The sequence below is a fragment of the Fructobacillus sp. ESL1117 genome, assembly GCF_058508565.1.
In genome coordinates this window covers 1,162,910-1,183,136 of sequence record NZ_CP196385.1, presented here as the reverse complement: position 1 = coordinate 1,183,136, position 20,227 = coordinate 1,162,910, and the positions used below count along the sequence as shown (strand labels likewise).

Below are 20,227 nucleotides of genomic sequence, written 5' to 3'. Positions count from 1 at the left end.
TTGACATAATTAAAAACAGGGTCTATAGTTCTTGTTATAGGTAAACTTAATTGACCTAAAAGAAAGGAAGAACTTTTATGACTGAATATACTATATCAGATTATCTCTTGGATGTAATCAAAACCATGGGTGGCGACGAGATTCTCGGTGTCCCCGGTGATTACAACCTCCAATTCCTGGACCATATCACCCATCGTAACGATATGAAATGGGTCGGCAATGCCAACGAATTGAATGCCTCTTACATGGCTGACGGCTATGCTCGCGAAAAAGGTTTTGCGACCTTTGTGACAACCTTCGGTGTTGGTGAATTAAGCGCCATCAACGGTTTGTCCGGAAGCATCGCTGAACACGTTCCTGTTTTGGAAATTGTTGGTGCTCCAACAAACGGCGTACAACGCGCTGGTAAATTAGTTCATCACACCTTTGGTGACAGCGACTTCGACCGCTTCATCAAGGCTCACGAAACATTGGGTATCAAGACAACCGTCTTGGATGAAGACAATGCCATTGACCAAATCAACGAAACGTTGACTTACATTGCTAATGAAAAGAAGCCTGCTTACCTTGTTTTGCCAAGTGACCTGGTCAACGCTCCTATTAACCCTGCCTTGAAGGAAGCGATTAGCGCCTTGTTCACCACCACAAAACAAGAAACTCCTGCTTCAATCGCAGCAATCAAGCAGGCCGCAGCCAAGGCTAGTCACCCTGTGATTGTTGTTGGACACGAAATCGATCGCTTTAACTTGGGCCAAGCTGTTCAAGACTTCTCATTGAAGAACAACATCCCCGTTGTTGATCTTGGCTTTGGTAAGGCAGCCGTTGATGAAAGCTTTGCCAACTTCGTTGGTACTTATAACGGAACAATTTCTGACGAATCGATTAACCATTTCGTTGCCGATGCAGATGTTGTCTTTGTCTTAGGTGCTAAGTTGACCGACTCTGTTACTGGTGGCTTCACGCAGGAATTCGATGAGAGCCAAACAATCACGCTCTCAACACGCCGTGGCACAATCTTTGGTCAATCTTTGCCAGGAGACTTTGACTTTGTTGCCACTATCCAAGGCTTGGCCACAACTGATTTGAACTTGTCCTTGCCTGCCGTACAAAAGCCAGCAGAACCTGCTGCCTTGCAAGCTAGCGACCGACCTTTGACTCAAGCCTTCTATGACCGGGCCTTGCAAGACTTCATCACTGGCAACAAGACTTTGATTGCTGAACAAGGAACCTCTTTCTTCGGTTTGGCAAGCCAAAACTTGGCCAGCGGTGCTAAGTTCTTCGGTCAACCATTGTGGGGCTCAATTGGTTACGCCTTCCCTGCCGCAATTGGTGCTCAATTGGCCAACCCTGACCGCCGGGCCGTTTTGACTACCGGTGAAGGTTCACTGCAATTGACTATCCAAGACTTTGGTTTGGCTTTGAAGGAACGCTTGAACCCTGTTTTGTTCATCATTGAAAACACCGGCTACACGGTTGAACGTGTTATCCACGGTATGGATGAACCTTATAACGATGTACCAAAGTACCGTTATGACTTGATTGCTCCTGCTTTTGGTGCCAGCGACGACCAATACGACTTCATCGAAGTTTCAACTGAAGAAGAATTGATTGCTGCCATGAAGAAGGCCGACAAAGAAACTGACAAGATGGTCATCGTTCAAGCCAACATGGGTATGAAGGATGCACCTGCTCAGTTGATTGAAACTGGTATCCGCTTCGAAGCCCAAAACCATTAATCTTTATTCTCCTCACCATTTCCTTTTCTGCTTACAGCTTATATAAAATCAGCACCCCCTTCGCCTTGGCAAAGGGGGTGCTTTTGAGTGTTAGAGGTACGGGCATCCCAAATTTGAGCCAGTCGCCAGCACTGAAGCAGCAATGCGGGCACAAAAAAGCCGTCCAGCAGGTTTTCCTGACTCGCAGCCCCGAAATTGATTGGTTCCAATTGCGGCGTTGTTCGTCTCTTCCTGCCAAACGGCTGATTATTTTTTAATTAGTGGCAAAGAAGTGGTCCCGTTCTTTTTCAACATTCTTCTTGACGGTATCACTATACCAGAACGGCACGATCACCCGACCAACAACGTGTTCCTTGGAAACAAAGCCAAAGTAACGACTATCGTTGGAAACAGAACGATGATCACCAAGAACAAAGTAAGCCCCCTTGGGAACGACTGTCTTTCCCTGGTCTGATTGCTTCCACATTCCCGTTGAAGAAAGCGTACCCAACGACCATGTCGAACCGAAGCTAGCTTCGGTCCCACTCTGCTGTTCATCTGACGAGATAAAGGACTCGTTGACCTTTTTATTGTTGACGTACAAGTCGCCATCGCGGTATTCGACTGTGTCACCAGGCAAACCAATCACACGCTTAACGTAGTCCTTATTACCGGCCTGGATTCGCGGATCTTCCTTGCGGGCATCAAAGACAATGACATCCCCACGCTTGGCTTCATGGGTCTTAGTCACCAAAACCTTTTGCTCGTCTAACAAGTTTGGCGCCATCGAATCACCATTGATGGTCACAACGTTGACCAAAAACGTTGTCACAGCCAAGTAAACTGCAATACCAAAAGCAATTGGAGCAATCCAATTCCAAAGAAAGCTCAAAAATTTTTTCATATTCATTTCCTTAATTGATTTTACTATGATGCAGTCCCGAACTAAAAATCAGGAGCGCACTGTATTAATCGTTATATGATAGATTCTATCACTTGTCCGCCCTTTTGTATCAAAATGATAGATACCATGCGCCAAATGCAGGTCTTTTATGTCCGAATCCATGTACAAATCAGGAACGATATCCGTCGGATTAGGACCAGGAAATGCCTTCTGCCAGTCAATAATCAAGTTGTTTTCAAAAGAAAAAGCCAGGACACGGTAATCCAATCCGGCCGGTTGAGCAACTGCACCTCCTTGTTCAACCTTTTCTTGGACCGACACCCAGTAATCCCTTCTGGCTAAGTTCATCTCAGCAATTTTCAACGCTCAGGGCCTCCTTTCTTCTGTTATCTTATTACTTAGTCTTTGGTAATTGGGCCAAAATGGCATCCTCAAACGGAATCGATGGCAGGGCCCCCGGCTGAGCAACCGTCAAAGATGCCGCTGCAACCCCGTACTTGATTGCACCTTCGATATTGGCAAAAGATGGCATCAAACGTGATAATAAGGCCCCAATAAAGGTGTCCCCGGCTGCGGTAGTGTCGATGGCAGTCGTCTTAATGGCATTAACCATGACCTCCTTGCCATCAGCTGATTTATAAAAAGCACCCTTGTCTCCAAGAGTAATCAAAACGTGCTTAACACCCGCCTTGAAGAAGAAATCAGCATTCCGAATCAAAGACTCGCGGTCCGTGACCGGAATATTAGTCAGCAATTCCGCCTCATGCTCATTTGGAATAACCAAGTCACTTTCCGCCAGTAATTCTTTTGGAAAATTTTCTTGGTCTGGTACCGGTGCCGGGTTCAAAACCGTCACAGCCGCGGCCTCGTGGGCATCTTTAAAGGCTGAAAAAACCGTTTCCAATGGGATTTCCAGCTGTGCCAAGCAAAAGGCGGCATCCTCAAAGGCAGCCCTTTGGTCCCAAACGTCTTTTGCTAAAAGTTGACCGTTAGCGCCTTCATAAACATAAATAATATTATCACCAGTGGCCTTGGAAACCGTGATGTAAGCCTGACCCGTTTCGGCATCCTGCGATTGCAAAACATAGTCAAGGTTCAACCCCTCCTCGTGGACTCTGCCAGCTAAATCAAAGCCGGCACCCACCTTGGTAATAAAGTTGGCTTGGCCACCAGCGCGGGCAACAGCAACCGCCTGGTTGAGGCCCTTGCCACCCATGACCTCTTCTTGGTGCTGGGGCGTTGCGAGTGTTTCCCCGCTATTGGCTAACCGGGGCACCCGGGTAACTTTATCCAAATTAGTTGAACCGATAATTGTTGTCTTCTTGACCATGACGAAATCCTTTCGCAGCCGTCAGTTACTTCACTTTCCTTCTACTATTTTACAAGAAAAGCGACCATTTTTCTGCCTGCATGGCAGACTTTTCCAGACCAAAAGGTGTGTCCGTCAATTAAGTCGTCTTTTGTTGCCCCTGATAAATCAGTTTCGTAAACCGTTCTGATTTTGGATCATAGTGCGCTTGATAGCCATCAACAATCGTACTCTTCGTACTTGAACCGGACTTCGTCACGGTACTTTTAACCTCAATGGTCATATCACCGGCCGTCTTGCCCTTTTGAAAGGCTTGCGAGCCCTCATAGGTTGACTGGAGTTTCGTCGAATTGATTTGGCTTTGGCTGTCGTCATCTGGCATTACCTGATTAATCACTTCAGCGTTGGTCACATCATTTTGAATAATCTTCTGCTTGTTATTGGCGTACTCTTGATCATTTGACCACTGATAAAGGTTCTTCATCAAGTCATCCGCCTTCGTTCCTGCCGTTTTTGCCTGGCTTTGACTGAGTTTTACGCTCGGTTGCTTCTCCTGGTTGTTGCCAAAGACATGGGGCAAAACTGCCAAGGCAATAATCTCAACCACCGCTACGATGGCTAAAACTAGGTAAATAATTTTTGCTTTTTTACTCACTGATTTCCCCTTAAATCGGCCAAGTTGATCTTGGCCTACTCTCATCTCGATTCTTCTATTATAGGTTGCAGATAATTCGTAATCAACGCCAGAATTAGCCAAAGTTGCTCGAAGCGTTGTTAAAAATGGTCAAAACAATCGCTTTAGCCAGCCCTTAAAACAACCCTCGCTAATCCCGTTTTGGGCCCAGCCCCTCAGCCCCAGCAATTGATTGGACCAGACCAGAAATAAAATTTTCAAGTGACATCCTAATCATGGCCATTGCGGCTAAGAAAAGTCGATCGAACATAATGGCGATTAACGAAAATTAAAAAAGCAGGACCCTGTGATTGGGGCCTGCTTTTTCTTAAAAAATTTTTTTACTCAATTTAGACCGAAACAATTGGTTTGACTCTCAAAAAGCTATTCTCCTTTGTGAAATTAACCTTGCTGAGAATCTTGCTGCGCTCATTTTTTAAACCTTTTACTAACGATAAAATAAGCTGTCATCACAATATAAAAGACAAGTGTTGATAGTAAATCTTGTAAGAGCGAATTCGTATGGAACACAAAATGAAGAATCACAAAATAGACGAGTGCCCCAAATAAATTATTCATATAGATTGACCCGATAAATTTTTTCATCGATCCTTCTCCTATTTTCTGATTTCAACGTCAATATTGTATCTTACTTTTCCTCGTCAACAAAATGCACCATTTCTAAACAAAAATAGACTGTTTTTCGATTGACCTGATTGGCAGTAAACTCAAAGTTTAGAACAAATGGCGTCAGTGTTCATCTCATCAAAAAAACGGCCCTGAAACTCCAGAAACCGGTTTTTTTAGCTCTTTTCAGGAAACATACTGTTATGTCACTAAACTAAATGCCTTTTAGTTCTTCTTTTTCTTCATAGCAGTAAAGACAGTCGCGATTGCATAAAAAAGCAATGCTGCTAATCCTAACAAAATATTATTCTTTCCTGCAATCTGCTTTGTAGCAGTGTTCGGTAATGATGAATTAGCGCTATTACTGGTTGTGCCTTTGTTGGTGGTACCACTATTGTTGGCTGTGCCGCTATTTGTAGTGTCGCCATTGTTGGTCGTGTTACCACCATTATTGATTGCACTGCTGTTGGTGGTAGCGTTATTTGTAGTACCCGTTTTATTGGCGGTGCCGCCGTTGGTGGTTGTGCTGCTGTTGTTAGTCGTGTTACCGCCATTATTGGTGGTGCCACTTTTGTCGGTTGTTCCACCATTAGTTGAATCTTGGTTAGGCTGTGGATTGACATTTTCTTTCAATTCGTAGACACCTGGATTTTCACCGTTATAGCGGTTCATAAAGTCTTGACTACTGTTATACACAACACTTGGTTCACTTGGAGTGGTTCGAACCCACTGGCCCGCTTGGTCCAAACCAACACCTGCTATGCTTTTAACTTTCGATCCTAAAATGATTTTAGAAAGCTGAGAATCTCCATAAAACATACTTTCCATGTCGGCGACTTCTGATGTATCCCAATTTCTCATATTGGCATTCATTAAACTGGCGTTATTCATGAACATACCTGACATGTCCGTGACCTTTGACGTATCCCAGTTCTGCAAACCATCGACATTCTCTAAATTGGCGTCATTCGCAAACATATCTGACATATCTGTGACTGTTGATGTTTTCCAATTCTGCAAACCATCAACATTCGCTAAACTACTGGCCGCAAAAAACATATTAGACATGTTGGCGACCTTTGATGTATCCCAATTCTGCAAGCCACTAATATCCGCTAAACTATTGGTTCCAAAAAACATTTCAGACATGTTGGTAACTTTTGATGTATTCCAGTTCTGCAAACCGTTGAGATTTACTAGACTCGCGTTTCCAGCAAACATATCCGACATGTCTATCACGTTGCCTGTGTCCCAACTCTTCAAACCATCAACATTCGCTAAACCATTATCATTAATAAACATAAGCGACATGTCCGTCACATTGCTTGTATTCCAGTTCTGCAAACCATCAACATTCTTTAAATTTTTGTTTTTACTAAACATCTCAGACATGTTGGCGACTTTTGATGTATCCCAGTTCTGCAAACCATCGACATTCGCAACAGTGGTTCCATAAAACATATACGACATGTTGGTGACTTTTGATGTATCTAAATTACCATTAACTTCATTTAAATTAGCAAAGTTCTTAAAAAGATTCGAACTATCTTCTGGTGCTGAGACATTATCTCCAAAGGTAATCGTTTGAATATTATTTTTAATATCATTGCTTAATTGATTTGCAGTGCTATCTTGAGCCGATGGAAGTTCCCCATTAGAGACAGTTAATACTTTACTATCTGGATTATACGAGTAATCAGCCGTGCCCCACTTACCCGTTTGTAGGCCACTCTGATCAGCACCAGAACGATCTGATAGCCCATCATTATTTTGATCTGCCGTTCCATTAACGGCTGCCGTAGTAGTGTTAACACTAGCATTATTATCGGCAGATACTGGATAGGATTGCGTAAAACCTGCTAAAGTTAGCCCGACTAATCCGGCTAATCCAGTCATCCATACTTTATTTGACTTATATAATTTATACCGTTTACTGTCATTCATAAAAACGTCCCCCAAAAACACTTTCGTAAGTAACTTCGCTCATATTTTGTCCTGAAAATTAACTTGATAATTCAATTCGGATTTTCAACACTAAGGTTTCATTGCCTAAAGTCGATAGATGTCTTGAATCTAATCATAGACAAAGCATACGGGTTCATTTAACCACAATGTTTTTTTTGTGTCAAAAAAATTACATTTTAAATAAGGCTATTTTACGAAATTTAAATCACCTATTGTTGCCTTAGACAAATTGGATATTCTACCAATTTTTTGCTGAAGAATTTCAGGTCTATCTTTTGATCCTTACTTCTAGATCAATCAGGCCGTTCTTTCAGAATACCCTACTGCTAATATCCCCAACTCTTGACTTAAAAATATTTATCTAAGGGAGGAATCGGTTAATTAATCAGAAAATAAGTAAACTTCAACTTGTTACAACCGTATTAAATAAATTTTGTTGTGCCCACAAACTGGGCCTCAAAAACTCAGCCTACATTGACTGAAAGTCACAATTGGTTTAAGGGGCATTTCTGCTATAATAAGAATGATAAATATTCCTTGCCGGTTGTTGGAGGATCGAACGTGAATGATGACAAAGTAAAAGCGGCCCAAATGGCCGTCGAGTTGATTCCCAACCAGGCGATTGTTGGCCTGGGTTCGGGATCAACGGCCTCAATCTTTATTGATTTATTGGCCAAAAAAGCCCATGAAGAACAGATGGACATTACCTGCGTAGCCACATCCGTCCAAACTTCTCAACTTGCCCTTGGTTTTGGTTTAAAGGTTGTTGATATCGACGCCGTCGACCGTATCGACGTGACCGTCGACGGGGCTGATGAAGTCGATGGGAACCTGAACGGCATTAAGGGTGGTGGTGCCGCCCTTCTTTTTGAAAAGATTGTGGCCACGAATTCAACCAAGAATATCTGGGTTGTGGACTCTTCCAAGCAGCATCAACGCTTAGGCTCTTACCGTCTTCCTGTGGAAGTGGTGAAGTTTGGTGTCCACCATGTGTTTAATTATCTTAAAACCCGTGATTTAAAGCCTGTTTACCGTCAACAAGAGGACGGCAATTACCTGACAACCGATTCCGGTAATTACATCATCGACGTTGATATCACTGGTCAAGAGGATTTGCCCCAGTTGGCCCAAGACCTTAAGAGTTTGACCGGTGTTGTTGAACACGGTCTCTTTATCGATATTTGTGATGTCTTATTGGTCGGTAATACGGGTCAAGCAATTTACAAAGATCAATTAAGCAATTCATAATTACAAACAAAAAAGTCCGGCAAATTCGCCGGACTTTTTTGTCGCTTTTTGTTGGTAAAAGCAGCTTGACAGACCGCTGAAGACCGCCTTGAAATGCTGATTTAAAAGGCCTATCATATAATTTATATTGACTCTTTTTTAAAAGCTCATGAGAAGGATAAAGAACCATGACGACCCCCACCACAAAAGCTGCCATCGAAGATACCATTCATCCTGAACGCCTCCACCACCACATGGCAATTCGCTGGGAAAAAGTGATTGAAAATGATCAAGTACCCGCCCGTCAGGCATCCCTCCGGGTAAGAGCTTCAATTGTTGGCCGGGTTGGTCTCATGCTCCTTGCCTTTGGAACTGGTGCCTGGCGTGTGCGCGATGCCATGAACACGGTCGCTAGAGCGCTCAGACTGACCTGTTCCGCTGATATCGGCTTTACCTCCCTAACATTAACCTGCTTTGACGGAGTTGAGTCCTTTACCGAAAGCCTCTCGCTCGCCAGTTCAGGCGTCAATACCGACAAACTGAGTGAACTTCAAGACTTCGTCCAACGCTTTGCCAGTGACTATGCCGACCAAAAGCCGGCCCTGATCCACCGGCGACTTGACGACATCAAAAAAGAACCCGGAAACTACCAGCCCTACCAATCCGGCCTAGCAGCCGGCCTAGCCTGTGCCGGCTTTATCTTCCTGCTCGGTGGCGGCCTGATTGAGATGATTTGCTGCTTTGTTGGAGCCGGATTGGGACAGTTTACCCGTAAGCTCCTGGGAAAACGCCATTGGACCGCCGTCGCCACCACAACATTAGGCGTTGCCATTGCCTGCTTGTCTTATTTTCTATCATTACAAGTTTTGGGTCTCTTTTGGGCCAATACCTCAGTCCATGAAGCTGGCTATGTTGGCGCCATGCTCTTTGTCATCCCCGGCTTCCCCTATATCACGAGCATTCTCGATATCACCAAGAACGATATGCGGTCAGGGTTGGAACGTTTAACTTTTGCCCTGACAACCATTATCACGGCAACCTTTATTGGTTGGCTCTTGGCCCTTGGTCTGGGCCTCAAACCGCAAAATTTCTTGCCACAGGGGCTATCCCTTGGTCCATTAATTATCCTGCGCTTATTGGCCTCATTTGCCGGTGTTTATGGTTTCTCGATGATGTTTAATTCAAAGCAGAAGATGGCCATCACGGCTGGCTTGATCGGAGCCGTCGCCAACACGGTCCGACTTGAATTAGTCGATCTCGTTCACTGTCCGCCAGCGGCAGCGGCCTTCATTGGCGCCTTGCTTGCCGGGCTCCTGGCTTCCCTGGTCAACCAAAAATTACGGTACCCCCGAATCACTTTGACCGTACCATCAATCGTAATCATGGTCCCTGGACTCTACATCTACCGTGGCGTTTACAACCTCGGGCTCAACAACGTTGGAACCGGCGCTGAATGGCTGACTAAGACCCTCTTAATCATGCTCTTTTTGCCCTTTGGCCTCTTCGTGGCCCGGTTTGTCCTCGATAAGCAATGGCGAATCGTGGATTAGTTTGAGAAAAAGCCCCCTCCTCGATCAGAAAGGGGCTTTTTTGACATTCAAGGGATATTGCTCAAAAAGATTACAAATTTTTGATCTAAAAGCCGTCCATAAGAGCACCGCCCGCTGACGGTGATATGTTATCCTTCATTATTCAAGTAGAGCGGTACTTTTTTCACCTTTTTACAGGCCTATTTTTTCTTCAATTGTAACTAAATCAGTCAAAAACCCGCCCTCTCAAGACGAGAAGGGCGGGTTTTCTTACCGAAAGATTTCTTATTTAAAAAGCAGTGTCGCAATGGTATTTACGACGGGCACAATCACCACAAAGAGAACGGTTGATGTGGTGACGACGTTCGTGGCGTACTTCACGTCGCCATTGGCCTCATTGGCCAAGATTGGCAGAACTGCCAAAGCCGGCGTGGCAGCTTGCACTGCCAAGGTTTGAGCTTCAAGGTGTGGTAAGTGACCCAAAAAGCCGCCGGCGAAAACCAAAAGGGTCAACATAACGGTTGGTGCAAAGATAAAGCGCCCAACTAAGGCAACAACCGTGTCCTTGTCAAAGTGAATACTGGTTAAACCAGCATCCGCAAGAACAATCCCGATATAAATCAAGGACAATGGCGTGACCAAGTTACCAACGTAAGTCAATGTTGACGTTGCAAAATCAGGAACCGGAATGGCCAAAAGTAAGAAGACCAAGGCCACCAGGAACCCAACCAAGGGAGCAGGTAAAAGCTTCTTCCAATTGAAGGCCTTTTGTCCCTTATCTGGGCGATCATTGGCGATAATCAAAGCACCAATGGCCCAGGTTGAAATCGTGTTCATCACATAATAAACCAGGAAATAAGACAGCGCCTGATTACCAAAAAGCGCCACATTTAAAGGTAAACCAATAAAGATCGTATTGGCATTGACGACAACATTAATAAAGGTCCCTTTGCGGCCAGGACGGACCTTGAAGACATAAGCCAAAATGTAGGCAACTAGATAGCTGATGGCAAATGAGAGGAAGGCATAAACCAATCCTCCAGACAAGGACACTAATTTATCACGTGTCAAAAACTTTAATACTGAGACAAAAATCGATGCCGGTAAGGCAATATTAGTAATCAAACGAGAAATATTCCCGGAAAAACTATCAGCAAACCAGCCCCGCTGGCGCAAAACAAAACCCAGGGCAATCATCAAGATGATTGTCACAACACTTTCAACCGAATTTAAAAATGCCATAAAGAACTCCCTTCTACGGGTGGCGCTCATAGTAGCCCCATCCACTTATCAATCAGTATTTATGAGTACTGACCTGCCATGAACTTCACTAATTTTAAAAAATTGCACATAAAAAAGGACTTTTCGCCCTTTTCCATGTGTTGTTGCTTTGCTTTGTTTTTTGTAAGTTAAATCTTAATACTTAGGTTCCCACTTCAAGTCTTCGATGGCCTTCTTCACGTCGGCGATCTCTTCCTTCGTGATCTTTTGGTCAACGGCTGACTGAGCAGTGGCGATTGCAACTGTCTCTGAGAAGACAGTCAACTTTGAAACTGGTGGCAAAACGGCTGCCCCTGGCTTGGTTGCATCAACGATCCCACCCAATGAGTGAGCAGCGGCTGAAATCATTTCATCATTCAAGACCTTTGCCGTTGAAGCAATTGTTCCAAGACCAAGTCCTGGGTAAACCAAGGCGTTGTTGGCTTGACCGATTTCATAGCTAACACCCTTGTATTCAATTGGGTCAACTGGGATTCCAGTAGCAATCAAGGCCTTACCATCAGTCCATTCAAGCAAGTCTTCTGCCTTTGCTTCGGCCAACTTCGTTGGGTTTGACAATGGGAAGATGACTGGGCGCTCAGTGTGAGCAGCCATTTCTTGCACGATTTCCTTTGTAAAGGCACCTGGTTGCGTTGAAGTTCCAACCATAATCGTTGGGTGAATTTCCTTGACAACAGCTGCCAAGTTTGTCAAATCAGCAGCGTTTGCAAATTCTGAACGTGAGCGGGCGAATGGCTTTTGTTCAGGAGTCAAATCATCCATGTCGTCAAAGAGCAAGCCTTGCTTGTCCACCATGTAGATGTGTTTGCGAGCTTCTTCTTCAGACAAACCTTCTTGCAACATTTCTTCAAACATCCGGTTGGCGATACCTGCACCGGCTGAACCTGCACCAAATGTCAAGTAAGTCTGGTCAGACAACTTTTCACCTGTGATGGTCATGGCACCCAAAGCGGCTGCCAAAGTGATGATTCCAGTTCCCTGGATGTCATCATTAAACGTTGTAATCTTGTCCTTATACTTGTCCAAGATAACAGCGGCGTTTGAACGGCCAAAGTCTTCCCAGTGCAGGTACAAATTAGGGAACAAGTTTTCAGCAGCTTCAACGAAGCTGTCAACAAATTTTGTATACTTTTCGCCACGGACACGTTCGTGACGGTTACCCAAGTACATGTCGTTGTCCAACAATGATTGGTTGTTTGTTCCGTTATCCAAGACAACTGGCAAAACGTTTTCAGGGTTAACACCGGCAGCAGCCGTATAAACCATCAACTTACCAACGGCGATATCAACACCGTTCGTACCCCAATCACCGATACCCAAGATTCCTTCAGCATCAGTCACAACAATCAATTTAATGTCACGACCATTGGCACCGGCCTTCAAGGCTGATTCCATCACGTCTGGTTCGTCAATTGACAAGTAAACTGCGTTTTGTGGGTTAACAAACAATTCTGAGTAATTTTCAATCGTGTCAGCGATAACTGGATCATAAACGATTGGCATAAACTCAACCACGTGTTGTCCGAACAAGTAGTAGAACAATGTGTGGTTGGTGTTGAAGATTTCCATCAAGAACAAACGCTTTTCCAAATCAGAAGGCTTTGATTGGTATTGTGCGTATGCTTGTGCTGATTGTTCTTCCAAAGTTTGCACGCGGGGAGGCAAAAGACCGGCAACGCCGAGTTCCTTACGTTCTTCCATCGTGAACCCTGTTCCCTTGTTGAGGAAGGGATTATTTAAAATCTCAATTGGTGTCATGAGATAGGCTCCTTTTTTCTTTGTTTTCTAACTCGAATCGAAGTTCGAATCACTTAACGCTGTTATTCTATAACCCGAAGAAAATTATAGTCAAACAGGTGGCATACCCACACTTTTCCCTATAGTTCATGAAGGGGGGTTGACAGATTTTGCTATAATAGGAGTAGGCTTGAATGTTAAGAACTGAATTTGGAGAAAACCTTGCGCATAACCGATTTACAATACTATTTAGCCCTCGCAACTTACCGAAACTTTTCTCAGGTTTCTGAGAAATTTGGAATTTCTCAACCAACCGTCTCACTTGCGATGCAACGGTTGGAAAAAGAGCTTGGCGCCAAGCTCATTTTGCGACAGGCTGCGCATAAAAACGTGACACTCACCCATGCCGGCGAACTTTTGCGACAACATGCTACCTTAATTGTGGAACAATACCAAGTTGCCCAAACGGAAATCAAACGCGACAGTGAGGACTCACTTTTGATTGGTTTGCCACCCATTATTCAAGTTGCTTACTTTCCAGCCATTGCAACGGTCTTATCTGACGATTCCCTCGCCCATTTGAAAACAGTCGAGGTTGGTGCCCAAGAAGCCATCGACCAGTTAAAAAATGGTGAGCTCGACGCTTCCTTTGTCGGCTATCTCGATGACATCGATCAAAGCGAATTTAATTTAATCCCCTTTGACGAGCAGCCGTTTGCTATTCTGGCTGCCGACGACTACCCCTTGGTGCAAAAAGGGTCCGTGTCATTTGAAGAAATCAAAGACGAAAGATTCATCTTACTGAAAGATAACTTCGTTCATACCCAGGCTTTCGACCAGTTGGCCCGAGCCGCCCATTTTCATGCCAACGTTTTGTTTAATTCCTCGGAACCCTACGGAATTCTAAGCCTGATTCGACAAAATCGTGGGATTGGCTTTATGGTTCACCACCCAGCGTTGACTTTCCCGGGTGTGACCACATTGCCAATCACAGATGACGACCAGCCCATATTTAAGGTCGGCTTTGCTTACCGAAAAGACATCGTCTTAACGGACGAACAACAGCTGATTTTTGATGAGCTCTTGGCCGCCACCAAAATTGGCTGGCCGGATCACAGAACACCCCCATTGGAGGAATGATGATGCAAAAGAAGAAAACAACCATCGTGGTCACAATCTTAGTACTGATTTTGGCTGTCGCTGGTAGCTTAGTTGCTTGGCAAAGCAACAGTCAAAAAGATGACAAAAAGTCTGACAAATTAACCATTGTCGCCTCAACCAATGTCTATGCCGAATTGGCCAAGACGGTTGCCGGCAACCATGCTGATGTTTCAGCCATTATTACCAAACAGTCCGTTTCACCAGAAGATTATGAACCAACTAACGCCGTTGCGAAAAAGGTTGCCAAGGCTGATATTGCCTTTGGAAACGGCTTGGGCTACGATGCTTGGTTGCAGAAATTAGCCAAGACGTCGAAGTCAACCCAAGTGCTCTATGTTGGTAACGATATTTTAAACAAGAAGTCTGGCTCAAACCCCCACTTGTGGAACGACCCAGCCAACATGATTAAGGCCGCGCAGGGATTGGCTGACACGCTCAGCAAGAAGGACCCTAAGCACAAGGCTGATTATCAAGCCAATGCACAGGCCTACGCTACAAAGCTGAAGCCAGTGACCGACAAGATCGCCGAATTGAAATCTGCAGTCGCCGGTAAGGAAGTCATGGAAACTGAACCAGTCTATGAATACATGTTGGACGCCTTAGGTGCGAACGTGGTCGGAACTGATTTCGCCGAAGCCATTGAAGAAGGAAATGATCCTTCTCCAGCTGTCTTGACTGACATTCAAAACAAGATTAAGAACCACGAACTCGCCTTTTTGGTTTACAACACGCAAACCACAGGTGGTACAGTTGATAAAATCGTCAAGTTGGCCAAGGACAACAACATTCCAATCGTCAAGGTGACAGAAACTTCACCTGAGAAAACTTCTTACGTCGACTGGAAACTCAGTGAATTGAAGCAAGTTCAAGAAATTGTTGCGAAGTAAAAATCAGCAAACAAAAAGAGCGAAGGCAGGTTGCCTTCACTCTCATGAGCACCGAACGAACCCGTTCGGTGTTTTTTTATTGGTTTGAATTAGCGCAGTAACCCTAAGTTAGCGGTTATTCAAAAATCATTTGTGCCACCTACCGTGCTGCCAATCGTTCCTGTCCCCGACTGATTTCCTGGAGAACGTTTGCAACGGCCGTACCACCAAGGGAAGTTCGGCGGTTAACGGCCGCCTTGGAAGTCAGCTCTTCATAGACATCTTCTTCAATATGGCTATTAGCGGCTTGGAGATCAGCCAAAGACATCTCATTGAGTGTTTGCCCTGTCTGAATGCCCTTCAAAACCAACTCACCAACAACAGCGTGGGCCTGACGGAATGGCACCCCCTTCGTAGCCAAATAATCGGCCAATTCAGTCGCATTCGAGAAATCATCCTTCGTAGCGGCTTCCATCCGATCAGCATGAACTGTCATCGTTGATAACATTCCCGTAAAGACCTTCACGGAGGCCAAGATGGTATCCATGACCTCAAAGGTGGCTGCCTTATCTTCCTGCATATCCTTATTGTAGGCCAAAGGCAGCCCCTTCATCACCGTTAACAATCCCATTAGGCTACCAAAGACGTGCCCGGTCTTTCCCCGAACAAGTTCGGCAAAGTCCGCATTCTTCTTTTGAGGCATAATCGATGATCCGGTTGAGAAGTTATCCGAAAGTTCGATGTAATTGAACTCATAGGTTCCCCACAAAATCAGTTCTTCCGCCATCCGTGACAAATGGACCATCAAAATGGAGGCGTTCGAGAGAAACTCGAGGGCAAAATCCCGGTCCGAAACCGCATCTAAACTATTGTGGTAGATAGAGTCAAAGCCCAATTCGTCTGCCACTAGTTGGCGGTCAATGGGGAAGGTCGTACCAGCTAAGGCCGCAGCTCCAAGCGGAAGCATATCCGTATGCTTTTCATTAAATTCAAACCGCTCAAAGTCACGTTGAAACATCTCAAAATAGGCCAACAGGTAGTGGCCATAGCTAATTGGCTGGGCGTGTTGCATGTGCGTATAGCCGGGCATAATCACACCCGCATGTTTCTTGGCTAAATCAAGAAGGGTCTGCTGCAACTCAGTGATGGCTTCCTTGACTGCTGGCAAGCGGTGCTTAACCCACAGATGAAAATCAGTAGCCACCTGATCATTCCGTGACCGACCAGTATGGAGCTTTCCCGCAACCGGACCAATTTTTTTCGTCAACAAGGACTCGATATTCAGGTGAATGTCCTCATTGGCAACGGAAAATTCCACCTTGTCAGCGGCCAAATCAGCCTGAATAGCGTGGAGACCAGCACTAATTTGTTCAGCTTCCTCAGCTGAAATAATGTCTTGCTGCCCTAACATTTTCACGTGAGCTAATGAACCCTCCAGGTCTTCGGCTGCCAACCGATAATCAAAGCCGATTGAGGCGCCAAATTCATCGACCCATTCTGCTGCTTTGCCGGTAAACCGGCCACCCCATAATTTATCGGACATTTGATTCCCTCCTATTTCTTTTGTTCTGAATGGATGTGGTTGACTTGCTCAAAGACCATACTTGGCAATGACCACAACTTAATGAAGCCTCCAGCAGCAACTTGGTCAAAGCTATCGGCTGCCGTATAAGTGGCTAAGTTTTTGTTATACAGTGAGTTTTCCTCAGACTTCCGCGCAACGGCAACGGCTTGGCCCTTGTAGAGCTTCATCTTCACCGTGCCGTTGACAACCTGTTGTGTCTGATCCATGAAGGCCTGCAAGGCATCAAAGAGTGGCGTAATCCACAGTGCGTTGTAAATCAAATCCGTCACCTTCTGTTCCAATAAAGGTTTGTAGTGCGCAACGTCACGCTCCAGGGTCAGGTCTTCCAAATCCTTGTGGGCAGCCATAATCACGGCTGCGGCTGGTGCTTCATAAACCTCACGAGACTTAATGCCAACCAAACGGTTTTCAATTTTGTCAATCCGGCCGATACCATTTGCGCCAGCAATCTGATTTAACTTGACAATCAACTGCGCCAAGGTCATCTTTTCCCCATCAAGGGCGACCGGCAACCCTTCTTCAAAGGTCAAGTCCAAAAATGTCGCTTCTTCTGGTGCCTCTTCTGGTGCAACCGTCATGCCCCAAGCATCATCGGGGGCAATGTTCCAAGGGTCTTCGAGGATACCGGCTTCGTTGGCCCGGCCCCACAGATTGGCATCAATCGAGTATGGTGATTGCTTACCAATTGGCACCGGAACATTGTGGTCCTTGGCGTAATCGATCTCTTCTTCACGTGACCAGTGAAAGTCACGGATTGGGGCTTCGATGGCCAAATCAGGATCCAAGGCATGAATCGCTGCTTCGAAACGAACCTGGTCGTTGCCCTTACCAGTTGAGCCGTGAGCAATTGCATCGGCCCCGTTTTCATGGGCAATTTCAACTAATTTCTTAATAATCAATGGCCGTGAAAGTGCTGAAACCAAAGGATAGGCACCTTCATACAAGGCATTGGCCTTGATTACTGGGGCAACGTATTCGTTGGCAAATTCTTCCTTACCATCAACAACGATTGACTGAGCTGCGCCAACTTGAAGGCCCTTCTTTTGAATTTCATCCAAGTCCTTGCCGCCTTGACCAACGTCCAAGACAACGGCAATGACTTCATAGCCCTTATCAATCAACCATGGAATTGCCACAGAAGTATCGAGTCCACCTGAATATGCCAATACAATTTTCTTTGTCATTTTGTTTCTCCTCTATTTTTCCATCAATTTCACTTGTTTATTTGGAATAACTACTGGTCTTCGAATCAGCCACTTAGTTATTCGCACCGACTGCCACAGTTTAGTTCCTCTTTTTAATCAGCCAAAACTTTACTAATAAAGTCCTGGGTCTTTGGATTTTGTGGATGGCCAAACAACTCGTTCGGTGTATTCTTTTCTTGAATCACACCATCAGCCATAAACCAGATTTCATCAGCGACCTGCTTGGCGAAGTTCATTTCGTGGGTGACGACCACCATGGTCATCTTGCCATCCGCCAATGACTTCATGACCTTGAGGACTTCACCGACATTTTCAGGGTCCAAGGCAGAAGTCGGTTCGTCGAAGAACAAAACCTGAGGCTGCATTGCTAGAGCACGGGCAATGGCCACCCGTTGTTTTTGCCCACCAGACAGACTGTTTGGGAAGGCATCAGCCTTGTCAGCCAAACCAACACTCGTCAAGTATTTCATCGCTACGGCAGTCGCTTCTTCGTCGGACATGCCCTTGACTCGCATTGGCGCTAATTTCAAATTAGCCAAGACCGACATATTGGGGAAGAGATTAAAGTTTTGGAAGACCATGCCGATTTGTTCACCAAGCTTGGCCAATCCCTGATCAGATTGTTGAGCTAAGTCAACACCGTTGAAATCAACAACACCGCTAGTTGGACGTTCCAGCTGGTTGATGCAACGAAGTAAGGTACTTTTACCAGAACCAGAAGGGCCGATAATGCAGACCACCTGACCGGCATCAATGTCGCCGTTAATATCTTTGAGAACTTCATTGCCACCGAAGTCTTTTTTGAGATGTTTTACAGAAATTAATGGATTAGTCATGGTTCATCTTCCCTTCTAAGTAGTTCAAGCCCCGCGTCAAGATAAAGGTCATCAAGAAGTAAATCACCATGACAACCACGATTGGTGCAATACCACGGTAAGTGTCAGCGCGGACGATGTTCAATTCATAAACCAAATCAGTCACACCAATGATCGAAACAATAGAACTTTCCTTGATGACTGAGATAAATTCATTACCCAATGCTGGCCAAATGTTCTTAAAGGCTTGTGGCAAAATCACAAAGCGCATCGTGTCTTTTTGGTTCAAGCCAAGACTCTTGGCTGCTTCCTTTTGTCCCTTATCCAATGAAGTAATTCCACCACGGATAATTTCAGCAACATAAGCACCGGAGTTCAAGGAAACGGCGATGATACCAGCCGTTAGGGCTGGAATATTAATCAAAGCACCAAGACCAAAGTAAACCAAGAGGATTTGAACCATCATTGGTGTTCCCCGGACAATTTCGATGTAAGAAATAGCTGGCCAGCTCAAGACCTTAAACTTTGACATTTTCATCAAGGCCAAGATAATTCCTAAGATAATTCCAAAGGCAACTGAAACAAAAGCAATTAAGGTGGTGTTTAAGAAGCCACTATAGAAATAGTGCCAGTAGCGCAGCATTGACGTGTCCACCGTATTTTCGGACATGTTCTTACCGGCATTCTTCAAGTAAGTATTAATCCAGCCATGGTCCTCAATCTTATCGATCGACTTGTTGACTGCTGCTACCAATTCAGGGTTTCCCTTAGCAAAGGCAATCGCTGCACCGGTTTGGTTGATGTCCAACTGGTAACCGGAATCAATCATCTTCAAATCTTTGTCATTAGCAACGTAAGCTTGGGCCACTGGCTTCTCAACCCCAACAGCTGCTACCTTGTTGGTCTTCAAGGCAAAAATCAGGTTTGGTGTCTTGTCCATCCCCACAACCGTGGCTCCCGAAATTTTTTGTTGCGCCAAATCGTATTGCAAGGTTCCAGTTTGGGCGCCAATCTTAGTTCCCTGTAAATCACTAGCTGTCTTATATTTCGCAGCGTTTGTCTTACTAATCAAAAAGCTTTGGCCACCGTTGTAATAAATCTTTGAAAAGTCGACGCTTTGACGACGTTCGTCGGTTGGGTTGATTCCCCCAATGGCCATGTCAACCTTGCCGGTTTGGACGGCAACCAAGACAGAACTAAAGTCCATGTTTTTGATTTCTAATTTCACGCCCAGGTCCTTGGCAATCTGCTTGACAATGTCAACGTCCATTCCAACATCAGTTGAAGTGCCGTTTTTGTTCACCTGGAATTCGTATGGTGGGTAATCCGGCGAAATTGCTACCTTCATCACTCCCGCTTTTTTAATCTTTTGCAAACCATCATCAGCGTGGGCCACTTGGGTCATGCCTAATCCGGCGACAACCAAAATAGTGATTGTGATGAATGCTTGTTGCAACCACTTCGTTATGTTCTTCATCTTCTCGTCCTCTTCCCTTTTTTCCTAACCAATAAAAAAACGTCCTTTAGTCTTTCGACTAAAGGACGTTCTGCACGCGGTACCACCTTACTTATACCCAAAAAGGGTATCTCTCATTATTCGATCTAAACTTCCAATCGTCAGCTCTGTA

16 protein-coding genes and 1 other annotated feature (1 of these 17 only partly in view) are annotated in these 20,227 nt (G+C 45.0%); of the genes, 5 read left to right on the top strand and 11 right to left on the bottom strand.

The window, feature by feature from the left end:
* Positions 1–77 precede the first annotated feature (77 nt).
* The gene (locus tag ACSYSH_RS05480; RefSeq protein ID WP_489816194.1) at positions 78–1,736 is read left to right on the top strand and encodes an alpha-keto acid decarboxylase family protein; all 1,659 of its coding nucleotides are present in this window, start codon (positions 78–80) and stop codon (positions 1,734–1,736) included.
* 253 nt (positions 1,737–1,989) lie between these two features.
* Here ACSYSH_RS05480 and lepB read toward each other — a convergent pair whose 3' ends face one another.
* From lepB to ACSYSH_RS05455, 5 genes are all read right to left on the bottom strand, one after another.
* On the bottom strand, positions 1,990–2,619 hold the full coding sequence (gene lepB, locus ACSYSH_RS05475) for a signal peptidase I (RefSeq protein ID WP_252773258.1): 630 nt from the start codon (positions 2,617–2,619) through the stop codon (positions 1,990–1,992).
* A 48-nt stretch (positions 2,620–2,667) separates the two neighbouring features.
* Positions 2,668–2,982, bottom strand: a complete 315-nt coding sequence (locus ACSYSH_RS05470) for a hypothetical protein (RefSeq protein ID WP_491702222.1) — start codon at positions 2,980–2,982, stop codon at positions 2,668–2,670.
* Positions 2,983–3,013: 31 nt separating this feature from the next.
* Positions 3,014–3,949, bottom strand: a complete 936-nt coding sequence (locus ACSYSH_RS05465; protein WP_491702223.1) for a ribokinase — start codon at positions 3,947–3,949, stop codon at positions 3,014–3,016.
* 118 nt (positions 3,950–4,067) lie between these two features.
* Positions 4,068–4,628: a hypothetical protein gene (locus ACSYSH_RS05460; RefSeq protein ID WP_489816191.1), complete on the bottom strand. Its 561-nt coding sequence runs from the start codon at positions 4,626–4,628 to the stop codon at positions 4,068–4,070.
* A gap of 825 nt (positions 4,629–5,453) precedes the next feature.
* Positions 5,454–7,172, bottom strand: coding sequence for a BspA family leucine-rich repeat surface protein (locus ACSYSH_RS05455; RefSeq protein WP_491702224.1), 1,719 nt, complete (start codon positions 7,170–7,172; stop codon positions 5,454–5,456).
* Between the two features lie 582 nt (positions 7,173–7,754).
* Here ACSYSH_RS05455 and rpiA point away from each other — a divergent pair.
* Positions 7,755–8,441: a ribose-5-phosphate isomerase RpiA gene (rpiA, locus tag ACSYSH_RS05450; RefSeq protein ID WP_252773263.1), complete on the top strand. Its 687-nt coding sequence runs from the start codon at positions 7,755–7,757 to the stop codon at positions 8,439–8,441.
* 167 nt (positions 8,442–8,608) lie between these two features.
* Complete coding sequence (locus ACSYSH_RS05445; RefSeq protein WP_491702225.1) at positions 8,609–9,970, top strand: threonine/serine exporter family protein; 1,362 nt, start codon at positions 8,609–8,611, stop codon at positions 9,968–9,970.
* 264 nt (positions 9,971–10,234) lie between these two features.
* Here ACSYSH_RS05445 and ACSYSH_RS05440 read toward each other — a convergent pair whose 3' ends face one another.
* On the bottom strand, positions 10,235–11,191 hold the full coding sequence (locus tag ACSYSH_RS05440) for an AEC family transporter (protein WP_252773265.1): 957 nt from the start codon (positions 11,189–11,191) through the stop codon (positions 10,235–10,237).
* A gap of 174 nt (positions 11,192–11,365) precedes the next feature.
* Complete coding sequence (locus ACSYSH_RS05435) at positions 11,366–12,988, bottom strand: malolactic enzyme (protein ID WP_252773266.1); 1,623 nt, start codon at positions 12,986–12,988, stop codon at positions 11,366–11,368.
* 201 nt (positions 12,989–13,189) lie between these two features.
* On the opposite strand from ACSYSH_RS05435, the gene ACSYSH_RS05430 reads away from it, so the two are divergent.
* The gene (locus tag ACSYSH_RS05430; RefSeq protein ID WP_252773267.1) at positions 13,190–14,107 is read left to right on the top strand and encodes a LysR family transcriptional regulator; all 918 of its coding nucleotides are present in this window, start codon (positions 13,190–13,192) and stop codon (positions 14,105–14,107) included.
* Complete coding sequence (locus ACSYSH_RS05425) at positions 14,104–15,015, top strand: metal ABC transporter solute-binding protein, Zn/Mn family (RefSeq protein WP_491702226.1); 912 nt, start codon at positions 14,104–14,106, stop codon at positions 15,013–15,015. Before ACSYSH_RS05430 ends, ACSYSH_RS05425 begins: the two co-directional genes overlap by 4 nt.
* A gap of 139 nt (positions 15,016–15,154) precedes the next feature.
* Here the strand turns inward: ACSYSH_RS05425 and argH are convergent, their stop codons facing one another.
* The 4 genes from argH to ACSYSH_RS05405 form a co-directional block, all read right to left on the bottom strand.
* On the bottom strand, positions 15,155–16,537 hold the full coding sequence (gene argH / locus ACSYSH_RS05420) for an argininosuccinate lyase (RefSeq protein WP_491702227.1): 1,383 nt from the start codon (positions 16,535–16,537) through the stop codon (positions 15,155–15,157).
* Positions 16,538–16,548: 11 nt separating this feature from the next.
* Positions 16,549–17,763, bottom strand: a complete 1,215-nt coding sequence (locus ACSYSH_RS05415; protein ID WP_491702228.1) for an argininosuccinate synthase — start codon at positions 17,761–17,763, stop codon at positions 16,549–16,551.
* 113 nt (positions 17,764–17,876) lie between these two features.
* Complete coding sequence (locus tag ACSYSH_RS05410) at positions 17,877–18,620, bottom strand: amino acid ABC transporter ATP-binding protein (protein ID WP_491702229.1); 744 nt, start codon at positions 18,618–18,620, stop codon at positions 17,877–17,879.
* A complete protein-coding gene (locus ACSYSH_RS05405; RefSeq protein ID WP_252773272.1) occupies positions 18,613–20,076 on the bottom strand; it encodes an ABC transporter substrate-binding protein/permease in 1,464 nt (487 codons plus the stop codon). The genes ACSYSH_RS05410 and ACSYSH_RS05405 overlap by 8 nt, the downstream gene beginning before the upstream one ends.
* A gap of 58 nt (positions 20,077–20,134) precedes the next feature.
* Positions 20,135–20,227, bottom strand: a binding site (T-box leader) (it continues 135 nt past the right edge of the window).

Excerpts from the sequence above, each read along its gene's own strand:
- ACSYSH_RS05435 (WP_252773266.1), bottom strand. The coding sequence starts at position 12,988 with ATGACACCAATTGAGATTTTAAATAATCCCTTCCTCAACAAGGGAACA.
- argH (WP_491702227.1), bottom strand. The coding sequence starts at position 16,537 with ATGTCCGATAAATTATGGGGTGGCCGGTTTACCGGCAAAGCAGCAGAA.
- ACSYSH_RS05410 (WP_491702229.1), bottom strand. The coding sequence starts at position 18,620 with ATGACTAATCCATTAATTTCTGTAAAACATCTCAAAAAAGACTTCGGT.
- ACSYSH_RS05480 (WP_489816194.1), top strand. The coding sequence starts at position 78 with ATGACTGAATATACTATATCAGATTATCTCTTGGATGTAATCAAAACC.
- ACSYSH_RS05455 (WP_491702224.1), bottom strand. The coding sequence starts at position 7,172 with ATGAATGACAGTAAACGGTATAAATTATATAAGTCAAATAAAGTATGG.
- ACSYSH_RS05425 (WP_491702226.1), top strand. The coding sequence starts at position 14,104 with ATGATGATGCAAAAGAAGAAAACAACCATCGTGGTCACAATCTTAGTA.
- ACSYSH_RS05445 (WP_491702225.1), top strand. The coding sequence starts at position 8,609 with ATGACGACCCCCACCACAAAAGCTGCCATCGAAGATACCATTCATCCT.
- ACSYSH_RS05460 (WP_489816191.1), bottom strand. The coding sequence starts at position 4,628 with ATGAGAGTAGGCCAAGATCAACTTGGCCGATTTAAGGGGAAATCAGTG.
- ACSYSH_RS05465 (WP_491702223.1), bottom strand. The coding sequence starts at position 3,949 with ATGGTCAAGAAGACAACAATTATCGGTTCAACTAATTTGGATAAAGTT.
- lepB (WP_252773258.1), bottom strand. The coding sequence starts at position 2,619 with ATGAAAAAATTTTTGAGCTTTCTTTGGAATTGGATTGCTCCAATTGCT.
- ACSYSH_RS05415 (WP_491702228.1), bottom strand. The coding sequence starts at position 17,763 with ATGACAAAGAAAATTGTATTGGCATATTCAGGTGGACTCGATACTTCT.
- ACSYSH_RS05405 (WP_252773272.1), bottom strand. The coding sequence starts at position 20,076 with ATGAAGAACATAACGAAGTGGTTGCAACAAGCATTCATCACAATCACT.
- ACSYSH_RS05440 (WP_252773265.1), bottom strand. The coding sequence starts at position 11,191 with ATGGCATTTTTAAATTCGGTTGAAAGTGTTGTGACAATCATCTTGATG.